The 26,805-nt window shown below is 33.3% G+C and carries 24 protein-coding genes; 6 read left to right on the top strand and 18 right to left on the bottom strand.

The window, feature by feature from the left end:
* Positions 1–144: 144 nt before the first annotated feature.
* The gene (locus ACFQ0I_RS07120) at positions 145–2,349 is read right to left on the bottom strand and encodes a RecQ family ATP-dependent DNA helicase (RefSeq protein ID WP_379940749.1); all 2,205 of its coding nucleotides are present in this window, start codon (positions 2,347–2,349) and stop codon (positions 145–147) included.
* A 250-nt stretch (positions 2,350–2,599) separates the two neighbouring features.
* On the opposite strand from ACFQ0I_RS07120, the gene ACFQ0I_RS07115 reads away from it, so the two are divergent.
* The 4 genes from ACFQ0I_RS07115 (at position 2,600) to lptB (ending at position 5,496) form a co-directional block, all read left to right on the top strand.
* Positions 2,600–3,517 carry a KpsF/GutQ family sugar-phosphate isomerase gene (locus ACFQ0I_RS07115; protein ID WP_379941053.1) on the top strand — a complete coding sequence of 306 codons (918 nt, stop codon included), beginning with the start codon at positions 2,600–2,602 and terminating at the stop codon, positions 3,515–3,517.
* Complete coding sequence (tatC, locus tag ACFQ0I_RS07110) at positions 3,517–4,341, top strand: twin-arginine translocase subunit TatC (protein WP_379940747.1); 825 nt, start codon at positions 3,517–3,519, stop codon at positions 4,339–4,341. Before ACFQ0I_RS07115 ends, tatC begins: the two co-directional genes overlap by 1 nt.
* Complete coding sequence (locus ACFQ0I_RS07105; RefSeq protein ID WP_379940745.1) at positions 4,334–4,681, top strand: carboxymuconolactone decarboxylase family protein; 348 nt, start codon at positions 4,334–4,336, stop codon at positions 4,679–4,681. The genes tatC and ACFQ0I_RS07105 overlap by 8 nt, the downstream gene beginning before the upstream one ends.
* Before the next feature lie 74 nt (positions 4,682–4,755).
* On the top strand, positions 4,756–5,496 hold the full coding sequence (lptB, locus tag ACFQ0I_RS07100) for an LPS export ABC transporter ATP-binding protein (RefSeq protein ID WP_379940744.1): 741 nt from the start codon (positions 4,756–4,758) through the stop codon (positions 5,494–5,496).
* Between the two features lie 231 nt (positions 5,497–5,727).
* On the opposite strand, the gene ACFQ0I_RS07095 is transcribed toward lptB, so the two are convergent.
* The 3 genes from ACFQ0I_RS07095 to ACFQ0I_RS07085 all read right to left on the bottom strand — a co-directional run bounded on the left by ACFQ0I_RS07095 (position 5,728) and on the right by ACFQ0I_RS07085 (position 7,767).
* Positions 5,728–6,039 carry a GIY-YIG nuclease family protein gene (locus ACFQ0I_RS07095; RefSeq protein ID WP_379940742.1) on the bottom strand — a complete coding sequence of 104 codons (312 nt, stop codon included), beginning with the start codon at positions 6,037–6,039 and terminating at the stop codon, positions 5,728–5,730.
* Positions 6,040–6,126: 87 nt separating this feature from the next.
* Positions 6,127–7,002: a DUF808 domain-containing protein gene (locus ACFQ0I_RS07090; RefSeq protein WP_379940740.1), complete on the bottom strand. Its 876-nt coding sequence runs from the start codon at positions 7,000–7,002 to the stop codon at positions 6,127–6,129.
* 9 nt (positions 7,003–7,011) lie between these two features.
* Positions 7,012–7,767: a CDP-alcohol phosphatidyltransferase family protein gene (locus ACFQ0I_RS07085; protein ID WP_379940738.1), complete on the bottom strand. Its 756-nt coding sequence runs from the start codon at positions 7,765–7,767 to the stop codon at positions 7,012–7,014.
* Positions 7,768–7,882: 115 nt separating this feature from the next.
* Between ACFQ0I_RS07085 and ACFQ0I_RS07080 the strand changes: the two genes are divergently transcribed.
* Positions 7,883–8,953 carry a putative type IX sorting system protein PorV2 gene (locus ACFQ0I_RS07080; protein WP_449288676.1) on the top strand — a complete coding sequence of 357 codons (1,071 nt, stop codon included), beginning with the start codon at positions 7,883–7,885 and terminating at the stop codon, positions 8,951–8,953.
* Positions 8,954–8,963: 10 nt separating this feature from the next.
* Positions 8,964–10,130 (top strand): lipoprotein N-acyltransferase Lnb domain-containing protein, encoded by a 1,167-nt coding sequence (locus ACFQ0I_RS07075; RefSeq protein ID WP_379940736.1) that lies wholly within the window; start codon positions 8,964–8,966, stop codon positions 10,128–10,130.
* A gap of 39 nt (positions 10,131–10,169) precedes the next feature.
* Here the strand turns inward: ACFQ0I_RS07075 and ACFQ0I_RS07070 are convergent, their stop codons facing one another.
* From ACFQ0I_RS07070 to ACFQ0I_RS07005, 14 genes are all read right to left on the bottom strand, one after another.
* Positions 10,170–11,561, bottom strand: a complete 1,392-nt coding sequence (locus ACFQ0I_RS07070; protein ID WP_379940734.1) for a sugar transferase — start codon at positions 11,559–11,561, stop codon at positions 10,170–10,172.
* 58 nt (positions 11,562–11,619) lie between these two features.
* Positions 11,620–12,630 carry a glycosyltransferase family 4 protein gene (locus tag ACFQ0I_RS07065; RefSeq protein WP_379940733.1) on the bottom strand — a complete coding sequence of 337 codons (1,011 nt, stop codon included), beginning with the start codon at positions 12,628–12,630 and terminating at the stop codon, positions 11,620–11,622.
* Between the two features lie 35 nt (positions 12,631–12,665).
* Entirely contained in the window at positions 12,666–14,030 is a 1,365-nt protein-coding gene (locus ACFQ0I_RS07060; RefSeq protein WP_379940731.1) for an O-antigen ligase family protein, read from the bottom strand.
* Entirely contained in the window at positions 14,027–15,103 is a 1,077-nt protein-coding gene (locus ACFQ0I_RS07055) for a glycosyltransferase (protein ID WP_379940729.1), read from the bottom strand. Before ACFQ0I_RS07055 ends, ACFQ0I_RS07060 begins: the two co-directional genes overlap by 4 nt.
* Positions 15,100–16,221, bottom strand: a complete 1,122-nt coding sequence (locus tag ACFQ0I_RS07050; protein ID WP_379940727.1) for a glycosyltransferase family 4 protein — start codon at positions 16,219–16,221, stop codon at positions 15,100–15,102. The genes ACFQ0I_RS07055 and ACFQ0I_RS07050 overlap by 4 nt, the downstream gene beginning before the upstream one ends.
* A complete protein-coding gene (locus tag ACFQ0I_RS07045) occupies positions 16,218–17,216 on the bottom strand; it encodes a glycosyltransferase family 2 protein (RefSeq protein ID WP_379940725.1) in 999 nt (332 codons plus the stop codon). The genes ACFQ0I_RS07050 and ACFQ0I_RS07045 overlap by 4 nt, the downstream gene beginning before the upstream one ends.
* A complete protein-coding gene (locus tag ACFQ0I_RS07040; RefSeq protein ID WP_379940723.1) occupies positions 17,216–18,754 on the bottom strand; it encodes a glycosyltransferase family 2 protein in 1,539 nt (512 codons plus the stop codon). The genes ACFQ0I_RS07045 and ACFQ0I_RS07040 overlap by 1 nt, the downstream gene beginning before the upstream one ends.
* Positions 18,751–19,893 (bottom strand): glycosyltransferase family 4 protein, encoded by a 1,143-nt coding sequence (locus ACFQ0I_RS07035; protein WP_379940722.1) that lies wholly within the window; start codon positions 19,891–19,893, stop codon positions 18,751–18,753. Before ACFQ0I_RS07035 ends, ACFQ0I_RS07040 begins: the two co-directional genes overlap by 4 nt.
* A complete protein-coding gene (locus ACFQ0I_RS07030; protein ID WP_379940720.1) occupies positions 19,890–20,780 on the bottom strand; it encodes a hypothetical protein in 891 nt (296 codons plus the stop codon). The genes ACFQ0I_RS07035 and ACFQ0I_RS07030 overlap by 4 nt, the downstream gene beginning before the upstream one ends.
* Entirely contained in the window at positions 20,781–22,214 is a 1,434-nt protein-coding gene (locus ACFQ0I_RS07025; RefSeq protein ID WP_379940718.1) for an MBOAT family O-acyltransferase, read from the bottom strand. It abuts the gene before it with no gap.
* Positions 22,214–23,305, bottom strand: coding sequence for a glycosyltransferase family 4 protein (locus tag ACFQ0I_RS07020; protein ID WP_379940716.1), 1,092 nt, complete (start codon positions 23,303–23,305; stop codon positions 22,214–22,216). Before ACFQ0I_RS07020 ends, ACFQ0I_RS07025 begins: the two co-directional genes overlap by 1 nt.
* Positions 23,296–24,681 (bottom strand): hypothetical protein, encoded by a 1,386-nt coding sequence (locus ACFQ0I_RS07015; RefSeq protein ID WP_379940714.1) that lies wholly within the window; start codon positions 24,679–24,681, stop codon positions 23,296–23,298. The genes ACFQ0I_RS07020 and ACFQ0I_RS07015 overlap by 10 nt, the downstream gene beginning before the upstream one ends.
* Positions 24,678–25,805, bottom strand: a complete 1,128-nt coding sequence (gene neuC, locus ACFQ0I_RS07010; protein ID WP_379940712.1) for a UDP-N-acetylglucosamine 2-epimerase — start codon at positions 25,803–25,805, stop codon at positions 24,678–24,680. Before neuC ends, ACFQ0I_RS07015 begins: the two co-directional genes overlap by 4 nt.
* A 551-nt stretch (positions 25,806–26,356) precedes the next feature.
* Positions 26,357–26,752 (bottom strand): GIY-YIG nuclease family protein, encoded by a 396-nt coding sequence (locus tag ACFQ0I_RS07005; protein ID WP_379940711.1) that lies wholly within the window; start codon positions 26,750–26,752, stop codon positions 26,357–26,359.
* Between the last annotated feature and the right edge of the window lie 53 nt (positions 26,753–26,805).

Here is a 26,805-nt window from a genome sequence, read left to right as displayed (position 1 = left end):
TTCAAAGTCAAAAAGTTTCAAAGTGGCAGAGTTTCAGAGAAGTTGAATTTTTGCATTTAAAAGAATGAAAGCATAAAAAGTTCCAAAGTTGAAAATGTATGCATCTCAAACTTTGGAACTTCTTGACTTTGAAACTTTGTAGCTCTAGTTAGCTACTTCACTAATAAATTTTATTCGGTATAATCGAAGTTCTTCATCATCATAATCGCCATCAAACTCTTTAATGGCTGCATCAATACTATCGGTTTTAGATTCCATAAAGTAGTCGTGAATTTCTTCCTGCTGGTCTTCATCTAAAATTTCATCAATCCAGTAGTTAATATTCAATTTAGTGCCCGAATACACAATGGCTTCCATTTCTTTAATAAAATCTTCCATAGACATGCCTTTTGAAGAAGCAATATCATCTAATGGAAGTTTCCTATCAATATTTTGAATGATATACAATTTGTTAGCCGAATTACTACCGGTAGATTTTACAACCAAATCGTCCGGACGAATAATATCATGCTCTTCAACGTATTGCGCTATTAATTCTATAAAATCTTTACCATATTTTTTAGCTTTTCCGTCGCCAACCCCATGAACATTAGAAAGTTCGGTCATGGTAATTGGATATTTTAAAGCCATATCTTCTAAAGATGGGTCTTGAAAAATAACAAATGGTGGCACACCTAATTTTTTGGCATTCTTTTTACGTAAATCTTTTAGTAAATCCATTAATAACTGGTCGGCCACAGCACCTTCGCTTTTTGCAGCGGTAATTATAGTTCCATCTGCTTGTTCGCCATCAAAAATATGGTCTTCTGTCATCATAAAAGATTCTGGTTTTTTGATAAAATCTTTACCAGCATCCATTAGTTTGATAACGCCATACGTTTCGATATCTTTTTTAAGCAAACCTGCCACCAATACTTGCCTTAATAAAGCCATCCAGTATTTTTTATCTTTTTCCTTACCCTTACCAAAAAAAGCTTGTTCGTTTGTTTTATGCGAGTTAATTAAGGCGTTTTCTTTACCTGTTATTACGTGAACCAGATCTTTAGACTTATATTTTTCGTTTGTACTTTCAATAGTTTCTAAAAGTAATTTAACATCGTCTTTTGCCTCGTGCTTCTTTTTAGGATGCCTCACATTATCATCCATATTACCACCTTCTCCAGTTTCATTATCAAACTCTTCACCAAAATAGTGTAATATAAATTTTCTACGAGAGATAGAAGTTTCGGCAAACGCAACCACTTCCTGCAATAAAGCTTGCCCAATTTCTTGTTCAGCAACGGGTTTACCAGACATAAATTTTTCTAGTTTTTCGATGTCTTTGTACGCATAAAATGCTAAACAATGGCCTTCACCTCCATCGCGTCCTGCTCTACCGGTTTCCTGATAATAACTCTCTATACTCTTTGGAATATCATGATGAATAACAAAACGTACATCTGGCTTATCTATTCCCATACCAAAAGCAATGGTAGCCACAACCACATCGACATCTTCCATAAGAAATTGATCTTGATAAAGCGACCTCGATTTTGCATCTAACCCCGCATGATACGGAACTGCTTTTATACCATTTACCTGAAGTACTTGCGCAAGTTCTTCAACCCGTTTTCTACTTAAACAATATACAATGCCCGACTTACCCTGATTTTGCTTTATAAAACGAATGATGTCGGCATCAACGGTTTTACTTTTAGGTCGTACTTCGTAATATAAATTAGGTCTGTTAAACGATGCTTTAAATGTTTTAGCACCAGCAATTCCTAAATTCTTAATAATATCTTCTTGCACCTTAGGCGTTGCCGTAGCCGTTAAGCCAATTATTGGAATATTATCGCCAATTCTACCTATAATATGTTTTAAATTACGATATTCTGGCCTAAAATCATGACCCCATTCGCTTATACAATGCGCCTCATCAATGGCCATAAATGACACTTTTACCGATCGTAAAAATTCTACATTTTCCTCTTTCGTTAAAGATTCTGGCGCTACGTACAATAATTTGGTAATACCATTCTGAATATCCTCTTTAACACGTTTAATTTCAGTTTTATTTAACGAAGAATTTAATACATGTGCTACGCCTTCTTCATTTGAAATCCCTCGAATCGCATCTACCTGATTTTTCATTAAGGCAATTAAAGGCGATACCACAATTGCAGTTCCTTCCTGCATTAACGCAGGCAATTGATAACAGAGCGATTTACCGCCGCCCGTTGGCATTATTACAAACGTATTATTTCCTGATAATATACTTTCTACAACATCTTCCTGAAGCCCTTTGAATTTACCAAATCCAAAATATTTTTTTAATGAAGAATGCAAATCACTTTTTGATATTGACATGAATAATCCTAAAATTTATTATAATTATTTAAAAACAAAAAATATTCAAATTACCATTGACTATTTTAAAGTTTAATGAGAGAACCCTCTTATTTTTTTCGTTAGTTTTGTATCCTAATTCGAAATTACAACAAAAATAATTTTCGTTAACATTAAAGATAACAAAATCTTTATAAGCATCAACTAAAAAAAATAATAAATTTTGAATAGTAGAAGTTCAATTATCAATATCGCAAAACAAACGATTGAAATGGAAAGTAAAGCCATTTTAAATTTATCTAATTTAGTAAATAACGATTTCGCCGACACTGTAGAACTCATCTACAATTCTACTGGTCGGGTAATTATTACAGGGATTGGCAAAAGCGCCATCATAGCAAGTAAGATAGTAGCTACGCTTAATTCTACAGGTACACCCGCCATCTTCATGCATGCCGCAGATGCTATACATGGCGATTTAGGTTTGATACTTAATGACGACGTTGTAATCTGTATTTCTAAGAGTGGCAACACCCCAGAAATAAAGGTGCTTATTCCATTAATAAAAAGAGCTAAAAATAAGTTAATCGCCATTACAGGCAACCCAGATTCTTTCTTAGGTCTGCAGGCCGATTATATTTTAAATACCTATGTAGAAAAAGAAGCCTGCCCTAATAATCTGGCGCCAACAACCAGCACTACGGCACAATTAGTAATTGGTGATGCTCTAGCTGTTTGCCTGTTAGAACTGCGTGGGTTTTCGAGTTCGGACTTCGCTAAATACCATCCTGGTGGCGCCTTAGGTAAAAAACTGTATTTACGCGTAAACGATATTTCTTCGGTGAATCAAAAGCCTAAAGTAACCTCTTCTACCAGCATTAAAGAGATTATTATAGAAATTACAGAAAAAATGTTAGGAGTTACTGCGGTAGTTGAAAACAATAAAATAATTGGTATTATTACCGATGGCGATTTACGTAGAATGCTTACTAAAGTGGATGATTTTTCTAAACTTACCGCAAAAGATATCATGAGCATAAACCCAAAGCGTATTACCGCCGATGCGATGGCTATAGACGCTTTAGATATGATGGAGGCCAATGGCATTTCGCAACTGCTAGTGGAAGAAAATGGCAATTATGCAGGCGTGATTCATTTACATGATTTAATTAAAGAAGGTATCATATAATGGCAAAAAAAAATATAAATGAGATGTCTTTTTTAGATCATCTTGAAGACTTACGCTGGCATTTAATTAAAATCACACTTGCCGTATTAATTGTGGCGACGCTAGCATTTATTTTTAGTCGATTTATTTTTGACGATATCATATTTGCGCCATTAGACATGAGTTTTCCAACCTATAAATGGCTGTGCGACATTGCAACCTATATGCACTTAGACACCAGTTTTTGTAGTGAAACCATCCCGATAATATTGCAAAACAGAACTATGGCCGGACAATTTTCGGCGGATATCTGGACCGCTATTTTGGCTGGTTTTATCATTTCATTTCCATATGTTATCTACCAATTATGGAAATTTATAAGCCCAGGGTTACATGATAACGAGCGCAAACATTCACGTGGATTTATTGTAATAAGTTCATTATTATTTTTTCTTGGAGCCCTTTTCGGATATTTTGTAATTACACCTTTATCTATTAACTTTTTAGGAAACTACAGCATCTCATCTAGAGTAGATAATCAAATAGATATAAGTTCATTTATCGGGCTTGTACGTTCGGCAGTGTTAGCTTCAGGAATTATATTCGAACTACCAATTATTATTTATTTCTTAACTAAAATTGGATTGGTTACTCCAGAATTCTTGAAAAAATACAGAAAATATTCGTTAATACTTGTGCTTGTTTTATCTGCAATCATCACACCTCCAGATATTGCTAGTCAGGTTATAGTAGCCATACCAATTCTTATTTTATATGAAGTGAGTATTATTATCTCGAAAATTGTAGTTAGAAATCAAAACCGAAAACTGAAAAAACATGTCTGATATTGTTAACGAATTCAACGCATATCGTGCTAAGATGAACGACAAAATTTTAGCCGACAATAACAAAATTATTAAGCGTATTTTTAATCTAGACACCAATGCTTATGCCGAAGGCGCTTTAGATGTTAAAACAAAAGAACTTTTAGGCTTGGTAGCTTCAACGGTGTTGCGCTGCGACGATTGTGTTAAATATCATTTAGAAACCAGCTATAAAATAGGATTAACTAAAGAAGAAGTTGTTGAAGCCTTAAGTATTGCTACTTTGGTTGGTGGTACCATCGTAATTCCGCATTTGCGAAGAGCTTATGAATTTTGGGATGCTTTAGAGCAGCAAAGTTAAACATAATATAAATTCAATAATCTGCCTTAATAGTGAACTTGAAATTACTATTTTTGGCGTTTAGTAAATAGAATATGATTTTAAGAGCCGAAAATTTAATGAAGTCCTACAGCGGACGAAAAGTGGTAAAAGATGTTTCTCTTGAAGTAAAACAAGGTGAAATTGTTGGTTTACTGGGTCCGAATGGTGCAGGTAAAACCACTTCTTTCTACATGATTGTTGGCTTAATTAAACCAAATGGTGGTCATATTTTTTTAGATAAAACTGAAATTACACAATATCCTATGTACAAGCGTGCACAAAATGGTATTGGGTATTTAGCGCAAGAAGCTTCGGTTTTTAGAAAATTGAGCATTGAAGATAATATTCTAAGCGTGTTGCAACTTACCAAGCTTAGCAAAAAAGAACAGCACTATAAAATGGAATCGCTTATTGAAGAATTTGGCCTAGGACATATTCGTAAAAGTCGTGGCGATTTATTATCTGGTGGCGAGCGTCGCCGTACAGAAATTGCACGTGCTTTGGCAACCGACCCTAGCTTTATATTACTAGATGAACCTTTTGCAGGTGTTGACCCTGTTGCGGTAGAAGATATTCAGCGTATTGTAGCACAACTCACCAAAAAGAACATTGGGATTTTAATTACCGACCATAACGTACAAGAAACCCTAGCCATTACAGACAGAACTTACCTAATGTTTGAAGGCAGTATTCTTAAAGCCGGCGAACCAGAAGAATTAGCGAATGATGCTATGGTAAGAAAAGTGTATTTAGGTCAGAATTTTGAGCTGCGTAAAAAGAAAATTAGAGATTAACAACTTTTACAATTCCTTCAACCTATAGTTCTTAAACACAATAACAATGTTGTTTTAATGAGTTAGTCTGTCATTCCTGCGCAGGCAGGAATCCATACATACAACATATTAGCTTAAATTAATTTAAAGTAAGGTTTTCAAGTTTTTAAATTGCTCTAATTAAATTAAACTAAACTACGGCCGTTTCACGATTACCTCGTAGTTTGTCATTCCTGCAAAAGCAGGAATCCACTAATCAAGTAAAAAAGTCCAATCTTTTGATAAATCCTTCCAATTAGAGTTTTCTTTTTCTATCAAATCTATTTTCCATTGTCGCTTCCACTTCTTCATATTCTTTTCTCTTTTTATGGCATCATTTATATATTGATATGTTTCAAAATAAACCAACTTATACAATCCATATTGTTTAGTAAACCCTTCAATCAATTTATTTTTATGTTCAAACATTCTACGATCTAAATCATTTGTAACGCCAATATAAAGTGTCCCATAAGTTTTATTCGTTAAAATATACAGGTAATATTGATGAACGGTTTTGTACATAAAAATATCATTACAGAAGTGGATTCCTGCCTGCGCAGGAATGACAAAACGCCAGAATTTTGAGTTGCGTAAAAAGAAAATTAGAGATTAATTTTTTTTCGCTTTAAATACTTTTTTAAAAAGCAGTACAATTAAAACGGCCAAAAAACCAACCAATAACCCAACAATAAAATCTTTTACAAATGCTGGTATCACTTCCATAAAATGATGCAAAAACTCAATATTATGAGTAAAAATTCCACCGGATACCAGAATAAGGGCAATGGTTCCTATTACAGATAAACTCTTAATAACCCACGGAAGCGCCTGCACTAAAAAACTTCCTAGCCCTTTTAAAATTCCATTTTCACCATTGCTTGTTTTAATAAGGCGATAACCTAAATCGTCCATCCTTACAATCATCGCCACAATTCCATAAACACCAACAGTGGCAATAATGGCAACAATTGAAACTACCAGTACTTGAAATAAAATGGGCCTGCCTAAAACGGTTCCTAAAGCAATAATTACGATTTCAACCGATAAAATAAAATCGGTAAGAATAGCAGATTTTATTTTCGATTTTTCTATTTCTAACACTTCTTCTTTCGATACCGACGCGCTTTTAATCTTAACTACCTCATGTTTATTTGGTGTTAAAAAATGCAGAATCTTCTCAGCACCTTCATAGGCTAAATAAACCCCACCCAATACTAAAATTACAGTTACAGCCCAAGGCAAAAAAGAACTCAGTAAAAAAGCAATGGGTAAAATAATGAGCTTATTAATAAAAGAACCTTTAGTAATTGCCCATAATACAGGCAACTCTCTAGACGACACAAACCCGGTTGCTTTTTCAGCATTTACCGCCAAATCATCTCCTAATATACCCGCGGTTTTTTTAGTGGTAATTTTACTCATAACCACAACATCATCCATGAGTGCTGCAATATCATCTAATAAAGCAAAAAATCCTGATGCCATAAAATCTTGTTATTTTTTTAATTTCACGCTTAGGTTATCTAAAACAGACATCCCTATATAGATTACAATAATTAAAGGAATGGCCGCAAATTGTAATACAATTAAGAATAAAATACTTAAAGCTAAGAAAACATATCGGGTGGCATTCTCTTTAAAACCCCATGCTTTAAATTTTAACGCGAAAAGCTTAATTTTTGAATTTAAGAGATAGCAACTTAAAATGGTAAGGATGATTAGAAACCACTTATTAATTATAATTGCATTTATAAAATCGTTGTTTTGAAATTCTATAATTAAGGGTAATGATACGATTAGCAATGTATTTGCTGGTGTTGGTAAGCCTTTAAAATAGCTTTGCTGATCTTCGTCTAAATTAAATTTCGCTAACCTATAAGCCGACGCTAGGGTAACACATAATCCAATAAGAGGAAGTAATGCAAATTTAAAACCAAACCAATGGGTATTCGCCGCACTCCACTCATTCGACATTTCGGGTAAGTCGATAGTCAAGTAAAGTAATTTATACATAATAATCCCTGGCACTACGCCACTGGTTACCATATCGGCAAGGGAATCTAATTGCACACCAAGTTCACTTTGTACATTTAATTTTCTGGCTGCAAAACCATCAAAAAAATCGAAAAATATGCCGAGAAAAACAAATATGGCCGCTGCAACAAAATGGTTATTGACTGCAAAAATAACGGCAATACTTCCGCAAAATAGGTTTAATAGAGTGAGTGCATTCGGAATATATTGCTTCATAGCTAATAGTTTAATGCTGTAAAAATAGCAAACAATTTTAGTCTAAAGCAATATCTAGTATAAATTCAAGTTTATAGGTTTATAAATTATGTGCATCTTTGTAAAAAAATTGCGATTGAAACATTACATCACTGCATTATTTTTTGTGATAACCAGCTCCCTATTAGGTCAAACCGTTAGAAAATACTCTAATGAGTTCATGAATATAGGTGTAGATGCTGCTGCTTTGGGTATGAGTAGTGCGGTGACATCACATACATCCGACGTGAATTCTGGATACTGGAATCCTGCTGGTTTATTAAAATTGGAAGACAATCAACTGGCTTTAATGCATTCCAGTTATTTTGCGAATATTGCTAATTACGATTATGTGGCTTTTGCAAAACCATTAGATAAAAATAGTGTGGTAGGCATTTCATTAATTCGCTTTGCTGTAGACGATATTTTAAATACAACGCAACTTATCGACGAACAAGGCAACATTAATTATGATAGAATCAGCCTATTTTCGACCGCCGATTATGGCCTTACCTTTTCGTATGCCCGTTCGCTTCCTGTTCAAGGATTAAATTTTGGAGCCAATGCCAAAGTCATACGCCGTATAATTGGCGATTTTGCATCCTCATGGGGATTTGGTTTAGATTTTGGAATGCAATTTGAAACAGAGAACAACTGGAAATTTGGTGTCATGGCACGCGATATCACAACTACTTTTAATGCATGGGCGATTAATAAAGAAGAATTTAAAAAAGTACAGGATGCTGTTGCTGGACAAAACCAAGAACTTCCTGAAACCACAGAAATTACCATTCCGAAGCTTCAAATTGGAGTTTCTAAATTGGTAGACTTTAATTACGACTACAAACTTTTAACAGCGGTTAACTTAAACGTTCGGTTTGAAGAAAATAACGATATCATTTCATCATCTGCAGTGAGTATTAATCCTGCGTTGGGGTTTGAATTCGGATATATAGACATGGTCTACTTACGTGCAGGAATGGGGAATTTTCAAAACGAATTACAAATAGATAACACCACGCAACTAAGCTTTCAACCAAGTTTTGGTGTTGGTTTTAAATACAACGGCATTCAGATTGATTACGCATTTACGGATATTGGCGATCAAAGTGTGGCTTTATATTCGAATGTATTTTCTTTAAAACTAGACTTCAGTATCTTCAGGTAACCTAAATTATATGCAAAAAAAACTACTCTTTTTATTTCTTTTTTTGTTTGTTGGAATGATAACTGCTCAGCAAAATAAATTGTCTGAGCAAACAGAAATTAGTGTACTTACCGTTGGCCCTGGCACCTCATTAAACGATGCTTTTGGCCATAGTGCATTTAGAATAAAAGACCCTATAAAAGGCATCGATTTAGTTTTTAATTATGGTGTTTACGATTTTGAAACGCCCAATTTCTATTTAAAATTTGCCCAAGGGAAACTCAATTATTTAATTGGCTTAAACTATTACGAAGACTTTTTTGAAAGCTATGTCGCTCAAAATCGAACCATTAAAGCACAGGTTTTAAATTTATCGGCTTCCGAAAAACAAAGCTTATTCAACTATTTACTCAATAATTACAAGCCAGAAAACAGAGCGTATTTATATGAATTCTTTTTTGATAATTGTGCTACAAAAATTAAAGATGTCACTCAAATCGCTTTAAATAATTCGATTGTTTTTTCCGAGCCTAAAGATTACAAATCACAAACCTTTAGAACTTTAATACATAACAATCTCAATAAAAATTCGTGGGGTAGTTTAGGAATTGATATCGCCTTAGGTTCTGTAATTGATAGAAAAGCAAGCCCAGAGGAACAGATGTTTTTACCCGAAAATATTTTTAAATTCTATGAAGTTGCCACCATTAAAAGCAAAAACCAACCTTTAGTTAAAGAAACGAACGTACTTTATAATAAAATAGACGCCGCAGAACCGGGTAATTTTTTAACGAGTCCACTGTTTATTTTTGGTATTCTTGGTTTGTTCATTTTATATGTTACCTACAACGATTTTAAAAAACAAAAACGTACCGCTTGGCTCGATTTAAGCTTATTTGGCATTACAGGAATTATTGGTGTCGTTATTTTACTGCTTTGGTTTGCCACAGATCATAAAGGAACCCACCAAAACTACAATTTACTTTGGGCCTTTGTTCTTAATATTTTTGTAATTGGGCAACTATTGAGAAAAAAAGCAAGTATCTGGTTTATTAAATACTTAAAATTCTTAGTAATAATGCTCTGTTTATTAACCCTCCACTGGATAATTGGCGTACAGGTTTTTGCCATTGGGTTAATACCGTTGTTAATGGCACTACTTATTAGATATCTATATTTGATAAAGTTTTATGGTTAAAGGCTGTAAGCTTTAAGCTTAAAGCTTTAGGCAATATAACTACTGGCCACGATAGAAAATGATTGTGCTTAGTGTTTTAAGAATAATATTCGCGTCTAATAAAAAACTCCGGTGCTTAATATAATACAAATCGTATTGTAATTTTAATAAGCTATCGTCTACCGAAGATCCGTATCTGGTTTTTACTTGTGCCCAACCCGTTAACCCCGGTTTCACAATATGCCTGGTTTCGTAAAAAGGAAGCAATTGCGACAATTGCCTCACAAAATGCGGTCTTTCTGGTCTCGGACCAATTAAACTCATCTCTCCTTTTAATATATTTATAAACTGAGGGATTTCATCGATACGGGTGTTTCTTAAGAATTTTCCAAACGGTGTAATTCTAATATCGTTCTTTTCAGCCCAAACCGCACCGTTATTTTCAGCATTTTTAACCATGGTTCTAAACTTAATAATTTTGAAAAGATTGCCATTTTTACCAATGCGTTCTTGGGTGTAAAAAAGGGCACCTCGGTTACCTAAGCAGTTTCCAATGAGTATAAATGGAATCACTAGCATCCCGATAACAATACCCAAGACGGCGAAAATAATATCGAAAAGTCGTTGAAAAAAAAGATACAGTTTGTTGTGATTACTTCTGCTAAAAGGGAAATATCTGTAAAAATCTTTTCCAACAAATTGCACTGGAACACGCTGAACCATATCTTCGTAAACCTGCGTATATTCTTTTATAGGAAAACCGCCTTCCAACAGGGTAATTAAGTCCTTATAAATTTCCGGTGTTATGGATTGTGAATTATAACTAGCAATAACAATTTCGGATATTTTTTCATCTTTTATTACCTGATAGATTTGTTTCGGACTGAATTCCCTTACGTGATTAAATTTTAATTTATCAGATTTTCGCGATTCACAATTAATATATCCAATGATTTTATAATTAGGATCAGAATCTTTAAAGGCTTCAATAATAGTTTCTATATTCGAAGTTTCTCCAACTATAAGTACTTTTTTATAAAACCGTGGTGAGACGATAAAGCTTAAATAGGCAATGCGCCAAATAAACAAGGCTACTAGGATGGCAAAATAAAAATAGATTATCTGTAAACGATTATCAGGCAATATAGGCGTGAAAAACGGGGTTAAAAAATAAAATAAAACCGTTACAGAAACCGTAAAGACAATACTTGTAGAAATTTTTTCGACCTTACTAGATTTTTGTAAATCGTACATTTCGAAAATTGTTCCGAACACAGAAACATATAAAACAAGTACAAAAGCCCATTTCCAATTTTCTTTGGTTAAGGTAAAATAATCGAAATCGAATGTGTTACTCACTAAATATAAGACCCCAAGAATTGATAAAATATCGAAAATGCGCAATAGCACTTTGCGCTCGGAAATATTGAAATGAATTCCTTTATTGGACATTTTAGGGAGTTTCTTTGAGAGACTATAAAGATAGTAACTTAATTTAAACTACTACATTTTATTGTAAGAGACTAAGCCATTGTTTTTTAACAAGCTCCCAATCGTAATGCTCCACTTTTTTTCTAGCATTTAAAGTCAAATTACGTGCAATCTCTTGGTTATAAAATACTTTTTTTATGGCTTCGACAAATTCGTCTGCATTATTCGGTTCAACTAAAATTCCTTCATGATTGTGTTCTACCAAAAAAGGCATACCACCCACATTGGTTGAAACAATTGGTAAGCCTAACGCCATGGCTTCAATCACGCTAACTGGCATATTATCAAAATTAGTTGTGTTGATAAACATATTATAATTTTGAGACAGCTCAATCCATGCGTCTTTTGATAGTTTGCCGGTAAAAATCACCTCAACTTGTAATGCTTTGGCATAGTCTTTAGCTTTTAACAGTGATCCATCATTATCCGGACCAACCATACAAAGTGTAGTTTTAATCCCTTCGTCTAAAAGCTGCTTTAAAATATCCATGGCTAACAGTGGATTATATATCTCTGAAAAAGAACGCACCCAAAGCAGATTGATATTGTTGTGATTTCGTTGTTTAAAAGGATAATTTTTAAGATGAATAGAATTAGGGATATAAACTAAATTTGAAAAGCCATATTTTTCAAATTCATGCTGAATAAAAGCCGAAGGTGCTACATTGATATAGGCATTCTTAAATATGAACTTAGATAGTTTGGAGCTGTTTTTTAATCGTTTTGGCAAATTGCCACCATGTAAAATGGGTATGTATTTTAAATTGAATAAGCGACATAATTGACTGCTCAAATAAGCAAAATAAAAATTTGATGTGCTATAAGTATCAATTAAAACGCAATCTACTTTTTTAGCATATTTTATGATAGCCAACAACATATGTGCTAAACGGAATACTTTGTTTTTTATATCTGAAACTGCGTAAACCGTAAAACCTTCTTGTCGAAGCGCTTCACTCAAAGTTTTGATGGTGGTGTCTGTTTTACCACTTTCAGAGAGCTGGTTTCCTATGTACAGAATGTTTTTCATCTGCCTATTTTATTTTTTTTATGATTAGATGTAAATCAATTTGAAATAACCTTATCTACATGGGTGTTCTTAGAATTTTTCACGTCATAAGTAATATTCAGCAAACAAAGTCCGTAAATAAACGCCGGTGCCGCAATACGCATGGCGGAGTGATTAATCGTTAACAGCCAAAATAAATAAAACGAGTAGAAAAACAAGTTTGTTTTATTTTTAAGTCGAAAAACCAATGGCGTTAATAATAATATTAAAAATGCGAATACCCCCAATAAACCATGTTCGGCGACAATTCGACTCATTTCGTTATGTGAAGCAGCTTCCACGCCTGTTTCGTTTAAACGTTCTTCTTTTACTTTCCCAACACCAATGCCTAAAAATGGATTATTAATAAACTCATTAAATTCAAAGGCAACTAAATCGGTTCGACCCGTTGTAACATCTTCTTTTACGCGTCCCGCGGCATCTTGATTAGCATAACGCTTTTCAAGAAACCCACTTGTTTTTAAAGAGCTATATCCCCAAATAGAAACAACCATGATTAAAAAAATGATTAGAGAAAATTTTATGCGAAACTTGGTTTTAAGATTCACTTTTAAATAGTAGATTCCTAAAAAACACAAAATCATAATGATTGCCGTTAGTACTCCACCACGACTAAAAGTTATTAAAGCTCGGTAACTTAAAATTCCAAATAAAAATAAATCGAAAAATCTGGAAGGAAATTGTTCTTTCGACATAAAAAATCGGGTTGCTAAAACAAATATGCCTATTCCTAATACTGTGGCCACTTGATTGGGACCAAATCCGCCAGAAGTCATAAAGTTAGATTCCGTACCCGTAACTACTTCCTGTACATTTGGAGTAAACAAGAACAAATAAATCGTCATACTAATTAATGGCAATAATAAGGCTAGTAATATTATTTTAATTTGATTAAAACTAACCGTACGTTTATAGCAAAAAATGGCCGTTATCCCTAAGCAAATTGGGCCACTTAGATTAAAGGCAATGGCTTTTCTAATATTGGTTTCGAATCCCATTTCGGTTACCGCAACAAAAATCCCTGGAATTAACAACAAAACATAAAGCACATAAATTAAAGATTGGTTAGAAAAACTATTACTAATCAACCCCATGAGTATAAAAATAATCACCAAGTATTTTATGGCTTCATAAGAAATAGTACCGCCATTCATTCTTAAAAACACCTCAATACCAACCATATAAGCACAGGCCGTTAACACATAAAAGGTTTTGTACTTTTTAGAAACCATTAAAATTTTATAACTAAAAAAAACAGTAATGAATAAAAAATACCCTACGGCTAATGGTTTAAACAAAAAAATCATGATAGCAACAACCACATGAAAAATAAGAAGCTTTGAATATAGCGAGAACTTCATTTTTGGTGGTTTTTGTAAATATTAAGTAGTGATTTCATCACGTTTGTCTCTGAAAATGTCGACATAACTTTTAAATGTAAATTTTCGGCAACTTTATTTCTCAAATCTAAATCATTAATATAAACGAGCAATGCTTCAGCTAATTCTTTAGAGTTTTGAGCGTCAACTAAAATCCCTTCGGCATTATTTGAAATCACGTTTTTACAATCGCCTACATTAGTTGCAACAACGGGTAATTTTGCTAAACCATATTCTAATAAAGCTACTGGTAAGCCTTCCGATTTTGAAGCTAGTACACCTATAGCGCTTTGACTTAAAATATGATACACATCGGGACGACTTCCGTAAATAAAAACATGGTTTTCTAAATGCTGTTGCAAAATGAATTTTTTTATAGTTTTATAATAATCATCTTCATTATAATGTCCAACCAAGTGTAATGTCCAATCAGACTTAAGTGCCCTAACTTCAAAAAAAGCATTTAGCAAATTGATATGGTCTTTATCCGTTCTTAAATTAGCCAAACAAATAATACGCTTATTAGATACGCCATGGAGTCTTGTTGTTTTTAAAGATGCATCAATCACAGGATAATTTGGTAAAACATACACTTTTTTCACAACCAATTTCTTTTCAGATCTAGATTTTAATGAATTGTTTGCCGTAATGATAGATGAAAAAAAATACGAGCATGATTTTAAAACAAATTTGTTGAAAATTGAAGTTTGCGCTCTATTTCCATAGTGTTCATGCCAAATTAAATCAATTTTTGGATTTAAAATTCTAATAATAGTTGCTAAGAAAAATGATGACGAATGGGCGTGAATAATATCTATTCTATTAGTTTTTATAAATAAAAAAAGCTTATTTATAGCCTTAAAATCGAATGTCGATTTTTTGTTTAAAAACAAATATTCAACATCCTTTGAGATACTGTCCTTAAGCAATCCTTCTTCCCTTGTCGCGCACAAATATGATTTTTCAATCCGTGGTGATAAAGCGTTCGCATAATTTACCGCCAAACGTTCGGCACCTCCAGCATGCAAAGAATCTATAAGTTGTAATACTTTCATGATGGATTTATCAATTTAGAAATTTCGTTTTCAAAAACATCTAATGTATAGTTTTGCGACCATTTAGCAGCCCTTTCAGACATCAATTCTAATTCATCAATAGCTTTCAACGCGTTTAAAATACTCTTTATAGCTTCCGTCAAAATTGGGTCAATTAAAATTCCTCTTTTTCCATAATCCAACATAAAAGGCACACACGACACCGCGGAGGCAATAGGAACTGTTCCAAAAAACATCGCTTCGGCAATGGCTTTGGGCCAACCCTCCGATTTGGATGCCAATATTGAAAAATGGGCCACTTTCAAAGTTTCTTTTATCAGATCTTTGGATTGGTTTCCATGTAAGCTAATTATAGTTTCCAGCTTATGTTCATCAATATAGCGCTGTAACTTTTCTTTTAAAACTCCGTCACCAAAAACATCTAAATGCACAGGTTTTCCTTGTTTGTGTAAGGCTTCCACGATTTCAATTGCTAATAATGGTCGTTTCCCTGCAACCAAACTCCCTGTGTAAACAAATTTTAAAGTGCCTAAATAATTTCTTTTATTAGGTTTTTCTATTTCAGAATTACCATATGTGGCCGTAAAAAACGGTTTAATGTTTTTTGATTGCTGTTCCCAATTACCATACACCAAAACCTGCATATTTCTTGTTAAAAACGTATGACTTAAAATCCATTTCTGAATCTTATAACTAACAGGTTGTTTTGCTCTTGGGTCCCAATTACCTGCATATTTAGCGGTTTTTATTTTCTTAGGAAAAAATATTTGAACAATACATCCCAACAAACCAATATTTCCCGGGCAACGTAGATGAATGTGATCTGCCCTTTGACAAGCTTTAAATATCCTAAAAAAAATTATTGGGAGTTTTAATAGTGATTCTAATATTTTAGTGACCGATGTAAATTCAATGGAAGGAATTTTAAAAAAACTTAGATTTTCATGCTGGTAAGCCATCTCTATCTTAGAAACAGGTTGGGTCTCGAATGGTGCTACAATTTCTACAGTGTCCACATATTTTAACCAAATATTCATTTCACGCACGAATGGGGCATAACTAAACAAATCAGTATCTTTAGTTTTATGAAAGGCATGAGATAGAATTAAAAAGTTCATCGTTCTATTTTTGGCTTATTAAACAAAAGCGTAAACCACCCAACAAAGCGCCCTAAACTTTCGGTAAATGCTTCTTTTTTATGGTGTGTCGTAATAACGTTTAACAGTCTTAATTTAGTTAATAATATAGCTGTTGCATGCCACTTAAATTTTGCTTTTAAAGAGGGCTTTGTGTATTTAACCCTCCAAACATACCAACCATTTCTAATTACCATTTTACCGTAATGATATAGATTTGGACGACCAGAACCATCGTGATAATGTGATAGTTGCGCATTCGTATTGACGTAAAGATTACCTATTTTGGCTAAACGTAATGAAAAATCGGCATCCTCATATAAGCCATAGCCTTCAAAGTAAGTTGAAAACTTTAGGTTTTTAAAAACTTCTTTTCTATAACTGGAAACACCTCCCATAAGTTGTTCTACTTGATATGTTTTTCCTGAGGGTGGTAAAAAGCTAATGGAACGCCCATGCGAAAACGAAGGCATAAAACCAGGTTCGGCATCTGGTAACAAACCAAATAGCCGTCGTATTTTAAATCGGGATGGTTCATCACGCATCCATCCATCGTAATAAAACTTCGAGGATTTATTGGTTTGATCGGACAACGCCCATTTTACCTCATTAGTTATATAGCCGCCAATGGCCAAGGCATCTGGTTTGTCTGAATAGGTTTTTATTAAATTTTCAAAATAATGAGTCTCTAAAACAATGTCATCATCTAAAAAACAGATTATTTCTGAATCTTCTGAAACCTGTTTTATTCCAAAATTACGTTGTTTAGTTAAACCTCTATGTGTTTCATCAACTTTAAAATACTTTAAATTTTGAAAGCTGTTGTCCTTTAGAATAATTTGAGTATCGTTATTTAAAGACCCATCAATGATTAATATCTCGTTAGGATACAACGTTTGATTTTTAACCGATTGCAGTAACTTCAGCAACGATTGCGGGCGCATATATGTACAAACTATTAAAGTAAAGCTCCTCATTATTTTATCCGTTTTCCTAGGTCCATTAATTTTTTTGCGTAAAAAACCGACTTATTGAATTGTAAAATCCGCATCGGAAAATTTAACACTCTTAATGGTAATTCTATCATCTTCGCTTTTGTGAAATAAAACACAAAATACTTGATTTTATATTCTTTTCGTTGTCTTTCATTAAAATGCTTAAACAATTGATACATGATGGTTGGGCTTGGTTTTGGCACAATCCATTTAACAGGGACGTCTAATTCCCACGGTTGCTGCTTACGTTTTTTTCCTTTAATGCCCGCTTGTTGCCCCCAAAATCGATAGCCTCCTGCAGGTGGTTTTAAATGCAAATTTACCGAAAACGGGTTATGCAAAACCGTAACACCTAATTTAGTAATCGACAATCCAAAATCGCTATCTTCACCGTATCCACCATCATAATTAATATCGTTTCCTCCTAAAAGGTCTACAACACGTTTCGAAACACATGAATTTGCATTGCTAAACGATTGTGCTGCACCAACTTTCCAACGGGTATCGCCAAACTTTTTTAACTTATCATCCAAATCGCTTAAACCCTGTTGTTGATGGTCTGCCCTAATATCCAAGCCATTGCACGCTTCGGCGTTATACGTTTGTAATAATCTGATATGGTTTTCGATAAACTGGGGCTGAATACGTATATCATCATCTCCAAACACAATGTAATCTCCTGTACATAATTCAATAGCTTCATTTCTGGCTCTGCAACTTCCCTTGGTGGTTTGCCATTTAAAAATCACTTTAAATGAATAGGCGCTTGGACTGTAAAGTGACTCGTCGCGTACATCTTCAGGTGTGGCGTCAACTACAATGACTTCAAATGGTTTATACGTTTGATGTTCTAAATCGTTTAAAAGGTTTAAAGTAAAATCCTGACGCATCATCGTAGGAATGATGTAACTAACTTTCGGCATTCCCTTAATAGGTTGTAATTCGCGCGGTTTTAATACCCTATTTTTGTGTTTAAATTGAAAGTTGTTTTTAGCAAACCAAAAACTTGAAAGTTCTTTGGGCTTCCAAAATCCTTTTCTTAATAGCATATAGATACTATGCGATCTTTTAAAATTTTTAATGTAGAATGTGTATCTGTCTTTAGCGGATATCTTAAATTCCTCGATACGGCCTTCAAACAACCCTTTTACATTTAAAATAACGACTCCTTGATAACGAAGCGTATTAAATCCAAAATCTAAAGCCGACATTTGTAAACTTTCATAATCTAAATCGAACCCATTAAAGCTGTCCCAAACTTGTTTTCGTACAACAAAGGCGTTCGGATTGATCCGCCAGCTTACAGATTTATCCAAATTATCAAAATCGTTTGCATACCAAAAGTAAACTACGGTTTGATAGACTATTTCAGGAAAAGCGTTTTTATATCCTTGTTCTAAACTACTGTGCCACATATCGCCTTCACCTAAAGCCAACGCATCTAGTAATGACAAGTCTGGATTGCCATGATATAACAAAATCTCGCCCGTAGCGGTGATATGTTCTTTTAAATTAATCAAGGTTTTAAAATAGATTTATAAAATTCAACCGACTGTTTCGCAACAACATCATGACTAAATTTAGCTTTAATTTTTTCTCTGGCTGCCGCACCAAATGCGGTTCGCTTGTCAGGATGTTCCAACAATTCTAAAATGCGTTTTGCATAGCGTTCATGGTGAGTTGGGTGCACCAAAAACCCTTCTTTCCCATCGTCTATCATCTCATTTGCCCAACCAACATTAGAAGCCACCATAGCCTTCCCCATCGCCATAGCCTCTAACCACGAAACCGGTAAAGCTTCGGCAAATGTAGGAAATACACATATTGTCGCATCTTTTATTAAATTCTGAATTTTAGAATAATCCACAGCTCCCAAATAAGTCACTTTTCTTAAAGCAGCTGCATTAAAAAGTGGTTGCATTAATTGCCATGTAGAATTTGAGCCCGTTTTTATATCGCCACTATCTTTGCCTACAAGAATTAATTCTACTTCCTTATTAGAATTATGAACCAAATTGAATATTTTAGGTAATTCTAAAAGCCCTTTTTTTCGAATAATCGTACCAAAATACAATATACTTAATGTATTAGATTCACTTTGTTTCGGTTCGAACAAAGAGGTGTCGATACTATTGGGAATGACCGTAAAATTTCGATGAATCCCAAATAATTCATTAGTCAAATGACCTGTAAAAGCACTCACACTAATAATTCCATCGGCATTTTTTAGCGCACGCTTTTCTAAGAATTTGTTTTTAAACTTCACCCTTCGATTGTCCAAATGACAAAAATAGGTATCACTACCATTTTCCCGAATAACCAAAGGGCATTTTGGTTTTATAAACGCCGTAAACCCGGTCCAATCCGGTGCTTCCACGATATCTATTTTACCAGAATCGTATAAAGAGTTAATTAATTTCTCCACTTTTTTCTGGGTAAGGATAAGGGACAAACCTTTTAGTTTAATATTCTTTATTTTATAAAAATGAATACCGTCTTCTATAAAATAATCGTCGCTATTTTGTTGGTACACAAGAATACTAACCTCATGCTCTAATCTTTTTAGGGCTTTTGACAAATTGAAAATACTGGTTCCAATGCCTCCAGCAGTGCCTGTTTTAGGATGTGGATATTCTGGGGTTAGGAATGCTATTTTCATAAATCAAGTCTTTTAACAATTACATTTGAAAAAACTTTAGCTCCCAATTTATTTAAGTGAGCACAATTCTCAAATAAAGAATCTTCTTGAACAGCAGCTGAAAAGTCTTCTAAATTTGATAACTGAGACCTTAATTTATTAATATAACCATTAGTTTTTAAAGAAGAACAATATGGTGAAAAGAAATAAGTTACATCGATTTTATTTATTTTACATATAGAATCTATTTCAGTAATACTTTTATTTGACTTAGAAATTGATTTTGGCAACTCTACCTCTCTAATATCTTTTTTATTCATAACTCCATTTAATGGCACAAAACCATAATTAAAATCTATTTTCGACTTTTTGTTAGCTAAACTTGCAAAAAACTCTCTAAAACCCAATCTATAATCATTTACGGCATATCTATAAAAAGGAACATAATAATTTTTAATATAATTGGAATCTACTCGTTTCAAATAATCTTTTATAACACTATTACGTCTTATATAAGGCAAGGCTTGTGAACGAACAATATCTGAACTTGACTCATAATTATATATATAATCTACTTGAATAAAAAGTCTTTTTACCTTTACTTTCTTTTCAATTAAAAGTCTCAAAAAAATATTCATATCATCCAATCTCGCTCCCTGAGTACCTAGATTAATAGTTCTTTTTCCTGTTAATCTTTCTATTTCTGAACTTATAATAGAATTTTCGACTCTCGAACTTCCAAGGAAAATATAATCCAACTTTTCTCCTTCTTTTAAACTTAATATATACTGTGTTTTATTCCTTGGAAAAGAATTATTGTATACATATGTATATAAAATATCTAAAAGGAATAATGCTATAATAATACCTACTAAAAAAACAATGCTATTTATTAAAAATTTTCTCATTTAGAATTGAAAATATATAAAATCTGAATGGTCTGAATAAACTCCTAATATAATTATTAAAAAAATAGTTATAGTTAAATATATAGATTTGAATTTACCTATAAATGGATGTTCTTGACTTTTGGAATACCATTCTACTAAAACAAATAACATTATAAGAATTACAATTTCAATACTATAACGCTCTATTGATAAATATTGGAATGAAAAATTTAAATCTGTAAATAATCTATTTAAATAAGAAAAAGCAATAGTAATTGTTTTGGATCTAAAAAAGACCCAAGCAAAAACAACTAATGAAAAAGTTGCAATAATATTTAAAAAATTAACAATACCCGTTTTATTAAAGCTAATTGATGCCGTATCTAAATACTTTCGGTTTTTGTTAAACATTAATAATGGTAAAAAATATAAGGCATTTAAAAATCCCCAAAAAATAAACGTCCAATTTGCTCCATGCCAAAAACCACTCACCAAAAAAATGACAAATACATTACGAACTTTAAGTGTAAATTTTCCTTTACTACCCCCTAACGGTATATACAAATAATCTCGAAACCATGTAGATAAAGAGATGTGCCAACGTCTCCAAAATTCACCAATGTTTCTGGAAAAATAAGGTTTATTAAAATTCTGCATAATATCAAACCCCAAAAGCCTTGACACTCCAATAGCTATATCTGAATATCCTGAAAAGTCACCATAAATCTGAAACGCAAAATACACAGCACCAAGTAATAGACTTAGTGTATTCATATTATTGTAATCGTCAAAAATTACATTTACATAAGTAGCACATGTGTCTGCAATCACAATTTTTTTTAATAAACCCCATACTATTAAATAAATACCAGATACTGTATTTTTATAGTCAAACACTCTTTTAATACTAAACTGAGGTAATAAATGAGATGCTCGCTCTATTGGACCAGCAACTAACTGAGGAAAAAAAGCAACAAACGTCGCAAAATTTATTAAAGAATTTGAATTTTTAATTTTATTCCTGTAAACATCTATAGTATAACTCATTGTTTGGAATGTGTAAAAGGAAATTCCAACAGGTAAGATGATATTTAGTGACGTAATATTAGATTTAATTCCAACACTTTGCCACGCATAAATCCAATTTTCAATAAAAAAATTATAATATTTAAAATAGCATAGTAATCCTAAATTAAAAACAATGCTTAATCCAAGTAATACTTTTCTTTTATTTTCTTTTGATTCGTTACTAAGAAAAATTCCAACAAAATAATCAACTAAGGTGCTAAGGATAATTAACCCAAGAAATCTCCAATCCCACCAAGCATAAAAAACATAACTCGATATTAAAAGAAAAATATTTTGTCCCTTGGTTGATAATTTCAAAGGAAACCAATAAACAAAGAAAACAATTACAAAAAAGACAAAGAAAGTAAATGAATTAAAAAGCATTAACCGTTATTTATTAATTTTAAATGATTTTCAACCATCAAATCAATGGAAAATTTGTTTTCAATAAGCGTTCGCGTGTTTCCTAAAATATATCGTTTCCCTTCCATAATTTCAGCAAGTAATTCCGACAACCCTTTAACATCTTTGGTTTTAAATATAAAGCCATTGCAATTAGGTGTAATAACTTCTAAATTACCACCAACTGGAGTTGTTATTACCGGAATGTTTGCCGCTAAACTTTCTAAAATTGATAAGCTAAAACACTCCATATGTGTTGGTTGAATGAGATAGTCATAATGTTGGTACAACGCATTTAAATTCGACTGACTGCCTTTAAAATTAAAATTACTTCCAAGCTTATATTTGGTAACCAACTGAAGCAAGTCCTTTTTATACGGACCGTCGCCATAAATATCGATTTTTAATACCGATTTCAAAGCATCGCGTAATAAATTAACGGCAGCAATTAAGTCTTGAATACCTTTTGATGCTCTTAAATGTGACACCACTAAAAATCGGGGGCGTAACTTTTGCCTTTCGGTAGTTTTTGGCGTAATGTTATCGATTAAAATCCCATTATAAATAGTTTGCGTTTTGGGTTTTAAAAAATCTCCAAAATCATTTAAAATAGCCTGACTAGTATATTCTGAAACACCAACAAATACATCGATATGCTTAGCATATAACCAGCCCTTCAATCGTTTTTTTAATCGTTTTTTTAGTGGATAGCCTTTTAATGGGCGTGGGTTATGGTCGACTGTTATTACTTTGGCGTTTTGACATTTTTTAACCTCAGCAAAAAACGAAGTACACAACTCAACAAAATGGGTGATAATATGTGTGTACTGAATGTGGGAAGTATCCAAATAATCAATAAAATGCTGTTCTATAGATTTATTTCCTGAAGGTATAATATGGAACTCATGATAGTTTCCGTGTGAAGCGGTATTAGGAAAAAACCAATCCACTTTAATTTGATTGGCTTCACATTGTTTATTAAAAGCCCAGAAAAAATAGTCCATACCGCCTACTCTGCTATCTAAAAGTTCGTAGTTGCAAATAATGGCGATATGTTTCTTTTTTATGCCCATGCCGCTAAACTTAACACTAATGCTTTGTTTGTTTCATTTAAAGATACTCCTACCTGCTGTTTAATGAAATTTTTACGGTTTCCTGAATCGTCATCACTCATCAAATAAACTGAAATGGCGTTTATGAGTTCTTCCTTATTTTTTACCACCTTGGAAGATTTACTATTAACTAAATGTTGAATATGGGCATAGCCTAAAAATCGCTGGTCATCGTAAAGCCCGTTAAGTCCATTTCCAAAAATAGGATTAATAACAGGTTTATCAAACAACATAAAATCTAAACTCATAGTTGAAAGCATATTTATATTCAAATCTGAATACTCCAGTAAGGCTCTTAATTGTTTCACATCTTCAAGCGTTGGAATACGTTGCGACCAGGACTCTTGATGGTTAGCCCGGACTTGTTTCCATTTTGGAAAATTCCACTTAATGAATGGGTACTTTTCAACCAATAATTTAAAACGAATAGGATCTTCGGCAGGCGATGTTCTAACAATAAAGTTAACGGGTTCGATACTCTTTTGTTGAATAGCATTAGCAATCGTTTCGATGTATAACTCATCATTTTTACTTGTGGAACTATCACCACAGCTAAAACAAATTGTTTTTAAATTGGACTCTAACTTAAATTCTGATAAAAATTCTTCTTTTGAAGACTTATAATCTTGCATCGTGTAGGGTACAAATTGTGGTGTTCCAACAACTTTAATCTGATTTACGTCTATGGAAGTATAAAATTGAAGTAAATCTTGCCTCATTAAATCACTCCAAACTAAATAATAGTCAAAATTTGAAGCCATGCGTCCTTTGGAAGCTAAATTGTCCCAACTAAAAATAAAGGCAGCTGTTTTTAATTTTTGTTGTTGTGCAGCATACACCAAAGGGGCTATATACGGCGGACGTTGATGTGTGAAAAACAATAAACTAAATGCTTCGCCCGCTAAAAAAGAAGCATATTCGATCGTTATTTTATGATTAGCAAAGGTTTTATTTTGTAGTTTTTGAAATTGTTGAATAGTGGATTCCGAATGAAATAATGCTGTTAAATTGTAGATAAAACGTGTTGCATACCCACGACTCGTTTTCAACTTTGAATCGTTGGTTTTTAAATTGTCTTGTATACCCAAATTTCCTTTTTGGTGTAATTTGAGGTGCGCAATTTCTTTGGCTTTTCTAAAAAACCAAGTTTTGAAGGTTTCTTCAAAAACATCCAATTCTATAACTCTTAAATTAGTATGCGCTGTATAGATTTCTTTCGGTAAGCACGATAAAATTACAACCTCATCAAAAGTGTTTTCAGCAAAACGCAAAAAATCGCTTAAAATAAAATTTCTAAAGCCAACGCCATCGGTTATTACCAATCCAAGTTTTTTCATGAAAGCGCTCTAAATTGTTTTTGATGATTTGTTTTCCAAAATACGTCAGATTGTAGAACTTTTATAAATTCTTCGGCACTGTTTCCACTCCCAAAATCATGAATGTCCTTTTGAAATTTGATGGTTTTTATCTTTTTAATGCCATTCAAAATACCCGATTTTGTGTAATCGGAATTTATAATAGCCTTAGAGTAAACTCTGTTATTCTGTCGTGTTCCTATATTTATCGTAGGAATTCCATAATAAGGCGCCTCCCGCACGCCAGCACTACTATTACCGATAATAAATTCAGAATGTTTTAGCAAGGTTAGAAAATATTCAAATCTAAGCGATGGAAAAACCCTAAAATTTCGATGGTTTTTAAGCAATAGATAAGCATCTAAAATGGTTTGACTTCCCATGTCATTATTAGGAAAAATAACCACATAGTTTTTGTTGCTATCAATTAAGGCTTTTACAAAATTATCGGCATACTGCTGCATTTGTGAGTGTTCTGTGGTAACCGGATGAAACATCGCTATGGCATAGGCTTCAAATGCAATATCGTAATAAGTTTTTGCTGTTTCCAGTTCTGGTAATGCATTCGAAAACATGATATCGACATCAGGCGACCCAATACTATATATTGTTTCTGGCAATTCTCCCATTTGCTCTAACAATATTTTTGCCTTTTGATTCGCTACAAAATGAATATGGCTCATCTTGCTGGTAGCATGTCGTAATAATTCGTCAATTGTTCCAGATAATTCACCGCCTTCAACATGAGCGACTAGAATATTGTTTAAGCTACCGACAATAGCACCCGCTAGTGCTTCGACGCGATCGCCATGAATCACAATTAAATCTGGTTGTACGTCCTTAACAAATTCAGAAAAACCAGTGATGGTTTTTGCGAGTGTTAAATCCATACTTGCTTCGTGCGTATCATTTCTAAAGGTTGATATATTCTTAAATCCACAACGCTCTACTTCAATAAGGGTGTAACCATAAGTTTCGAGCAGATGCATGCCCGTAACAAATATATGAGGATCAAATTCGTGATGATTTTCAAGAACTTGAATTAGGGGTTTCATTTTACCGAAATCGGCACGGGTACCTGTTAAAAATGCTATTTTTTTATGCATACTTTTCTGCTTCCGACAAATATAAAACTTTAATCATTGTTAGGCAGAAATGAGTTATTGTTTTGTTAGACTGAGTTTATCGAAGTCTATAACTCCGTTTCTTCTCGCTTCGACAAGCTTAGCGTGACACACGTATTCTAATACTATTCTCATTGTCAGACTGAGCTTGTCGAAGTCCTAACTCACCTTATCTTAACATCGCTTCGACAGGCTCAACGTGACAGCGTTATTTAATTTATAATTGTAACTCCCAATTTCAGCCTAAAACAACCGAATTCTCTAATTATACCAAACATTGCCAGACTGAGCCCGTCGAAGTCTAACAATACTAATCTTTTGCGCTTCGACAAGCTCAGCGTGACACACGTATTCTAATACTATTCTCAATGTCAGATACTATTCTCAATGTCAGACTGAGCTTGTCGAAGTCCTAACACACCTTATCTTAACATCGCTTCGACAAGCTCAGCGTGACAGCTTCATTTAATTGATAATTATAACTCCAAATTTCAGCCTAAAACAACCGAATTCTGTTAACTTATCAAACATTGTCAGACTGAGCTTGTCGAAGTCCCGTCATTCTTACCAAACTGCGTATAATTTTTAGAATATGCTACTAGCTTATCCCAATCCTCATCAATTAAAGCTTGTTTTTTCCTCCTACTCCATCCTTTTATTTTCTTTTCAATAGCAATAGCTTGGTTTGGATCTGAAAATATTTCAACCCACACTAACGTTACAGGACGTCGTTGAAAAGTATAAGCATATTCGTCAATCCCCTCATTATGTTCAAATAATCTTCTTTCGAGATTATTTGTAAGGCCAGTATAAAAGGAATCGTCATGGCATTTTACGATATAAACAAAATAGTTTTTCACAATTTTATTTTTTTTTAAAAGCGCTTCGACAAGCTTAGCGTGACACACGTATTCTAAGACTATTCTCATTGTCAGACTGAGCTTGTCGAAGTCCTAACTCACCTTATCTTAACATCGCTTCG

The sequence above is a fragment of the Mariniflexile aquimaris genome, from assembly GCF_042676825.1.
Taxonomy (GTDB): domain Bacteria; phylum Bacteroidota; class Bacteroidia; order Flavobacteriales; family Flavobacteriaceae; genus Mariniflexile; species Mariniflexile aquimaris.
This window is presented reverse-complemented; position numbering and strand designations above follow the sequence as displayed.

What these genes read in the sequence shown, in the direction of transcription:
- tatC (WP_379940747.1), top strand. Translation starts at nt 3,517, where the DNA reads ATGGCAAAAAAAAATATAAATGAGATGTCTTTTTTAGATCATCTTGAA.
- ACFQ0I_RS07105 (WP_379940745.1), top strand. Translation starts at nt 4,334, where the DNA reads ATGTCTGATATTGTTAACGAATTCAACGCATATCGTGCTAAGATGAAC.
- ACFQ0I_RS07050 (WP_379940727.1), bottom strand. Translation starts at nt 16,221, where the DNA reads ATGAACTTTTTAATTCTATCTCATGCCTTTCATAAAACTAAAGATACT.
- ACFQ0I_RS07005 (WP_379940711.1), bottom strand. Translation starts at nt 26,752, where the DNA reads ATGAGAATAGTCTTAGAATACGTGTGTCACGCTAAGCTTGTCGAAGCG.
- ACFQ0I_RS07065 (WP_379940733.1), bottom strand. Translation starts at nt 12,630, where the DNA reads ATGAAAAACATTCTGTACATAGGAAACCAGCTCTCTGAAAGTGGTAAA.
- ACFQ0I_RS07055 (WP_379940729.1), bottom strand. Translation starts at nt 15,103, where the DNA reads ATGAAAGTATTACAACTTATAGATTCTTTGCATGCTGGAGGTGCCGAA.
- ACFQ0I_RS07085 (WP_379940738.1), bottom strand. Translation starts at nt 7,767, where the DNA reads ATGAAGCAATATATTCCGAATGCACTCACTCTATTAAACCTATTTTGC.
- ACFQ0I_RS07095 (WP_379940742.1), bottom strand. Translation starts at nt 6,039, where the DNA reads ATGTACAAAACCGTTCATCAATATTACCTGTATATTTTAACGAATAAA.
- ACFQ0I_RS07035 (WP_379940722.1), bottom strand. Translation starts at nt 19,893, where the DNA reads ATGAAAATAGCATTCCTAACCCCAGAATATCCACATCCTAAAACAGGC.
- lptB (WP_379940744.1), top strand. Translation starts at nt 4,756, where the DNA reads ATGATTTTAAGAGCCGAAAATTTAATGAAGTCCTACAGCGGACGAAAA.
- ACFQ0I_RS07015 (WP_379940714.1), bottom strand. Translation starts at nt 24,681, where the DNA reads ATGAAAAAACTTGGATTGGTAATAACCGATGGCGTTGGCTTTAGAAAT.
- ACFQ0I_RS07045 (WP_379940725.1), bottom strand. Translation starts at nt 17,216, where the DNA reads ATGAGGAGCTTTACTTTAATAGTTTGTACATATATGCGCCCGCAATCG.
- ACFQ0I_RS07020 (WP_379940716.1), bottom strand. Translation starts at nt 23,305, where the DNA reads ATGGGCATAAAAAAGAAACATATCGCCATTATTTGCAACTACGAACTT.
- ACFQ0I_RS07070 (WP_379940734.1), bottom strand. Translation starts at nt 11,561, where the DNA reads ATGTCCAATAAAGGAATTCATTTCAATATTTCCGAGCGCAAAGTGCTA.
- ACFQ0I_RS07030 (WP_379940720.1), bottom strand. Translation starts at nt 20,780, where the DNA reads ATGAGAAAATTTTTAATAAATAGCATTGTTTTTTTAGTAGGTATTATT.
- ACFQ0I_RS07090 (WP_379940740.1), bottom strand. Translation starts at nt 7,002, where the DNA reads ATGGCATCAGGATTTTTTGCTTTATTAGATGATATTGCAGCACTCATG.
- ACFQ0I_RS07115 (WP_379941053.1), top strand. Translation starts at nt 2,600, where the DNA reads ATGGAAAGTAAAGCCATTTTAAATTTATCTAATTTAGTAAATAACGAT.
- ACFQ0I_RS07120 (WP_379940749.1), bottom strand. Translation starts at nt 2,349, where the DNA reads ATGTCAATATCAAAAAGTGATTTGCATTCTTCATTAAAAAAATATTTT.
- ACFQ0I_RS07060 (WP_379940731.1), bottom strand. Translation starts at nt 14,030, where the DNA reads ATGAAGTTCTCGCTATATTCAAAGCTTCTTATTTTTCATGTGGTTGTT.
- neuC (WP_379940712.1), bottom strand. Translation starts at nt 25,805, where the DNA reads ATGCATAAAAAAATAGCATTTTTAACAGGTACCCGTGCCGATTTCGGT.
- ACFQ0I_RS07075 (WP_379940736.1), top strand. Translation starts at nt 8,964, where the DNA reads ATGCAAAAAAAACTACTCTTTTTATTTCTTTTTTTGTTTGTTGGAATG.
- ACFQ0I_RS07025 (WP_379940718.1), bottom strand. Translation starts at nt 22,214, where the DNA reads ATGCTTTTTAATTCATTTACTTTCTTTGTCTTTTTTGTAATTGTTTTC.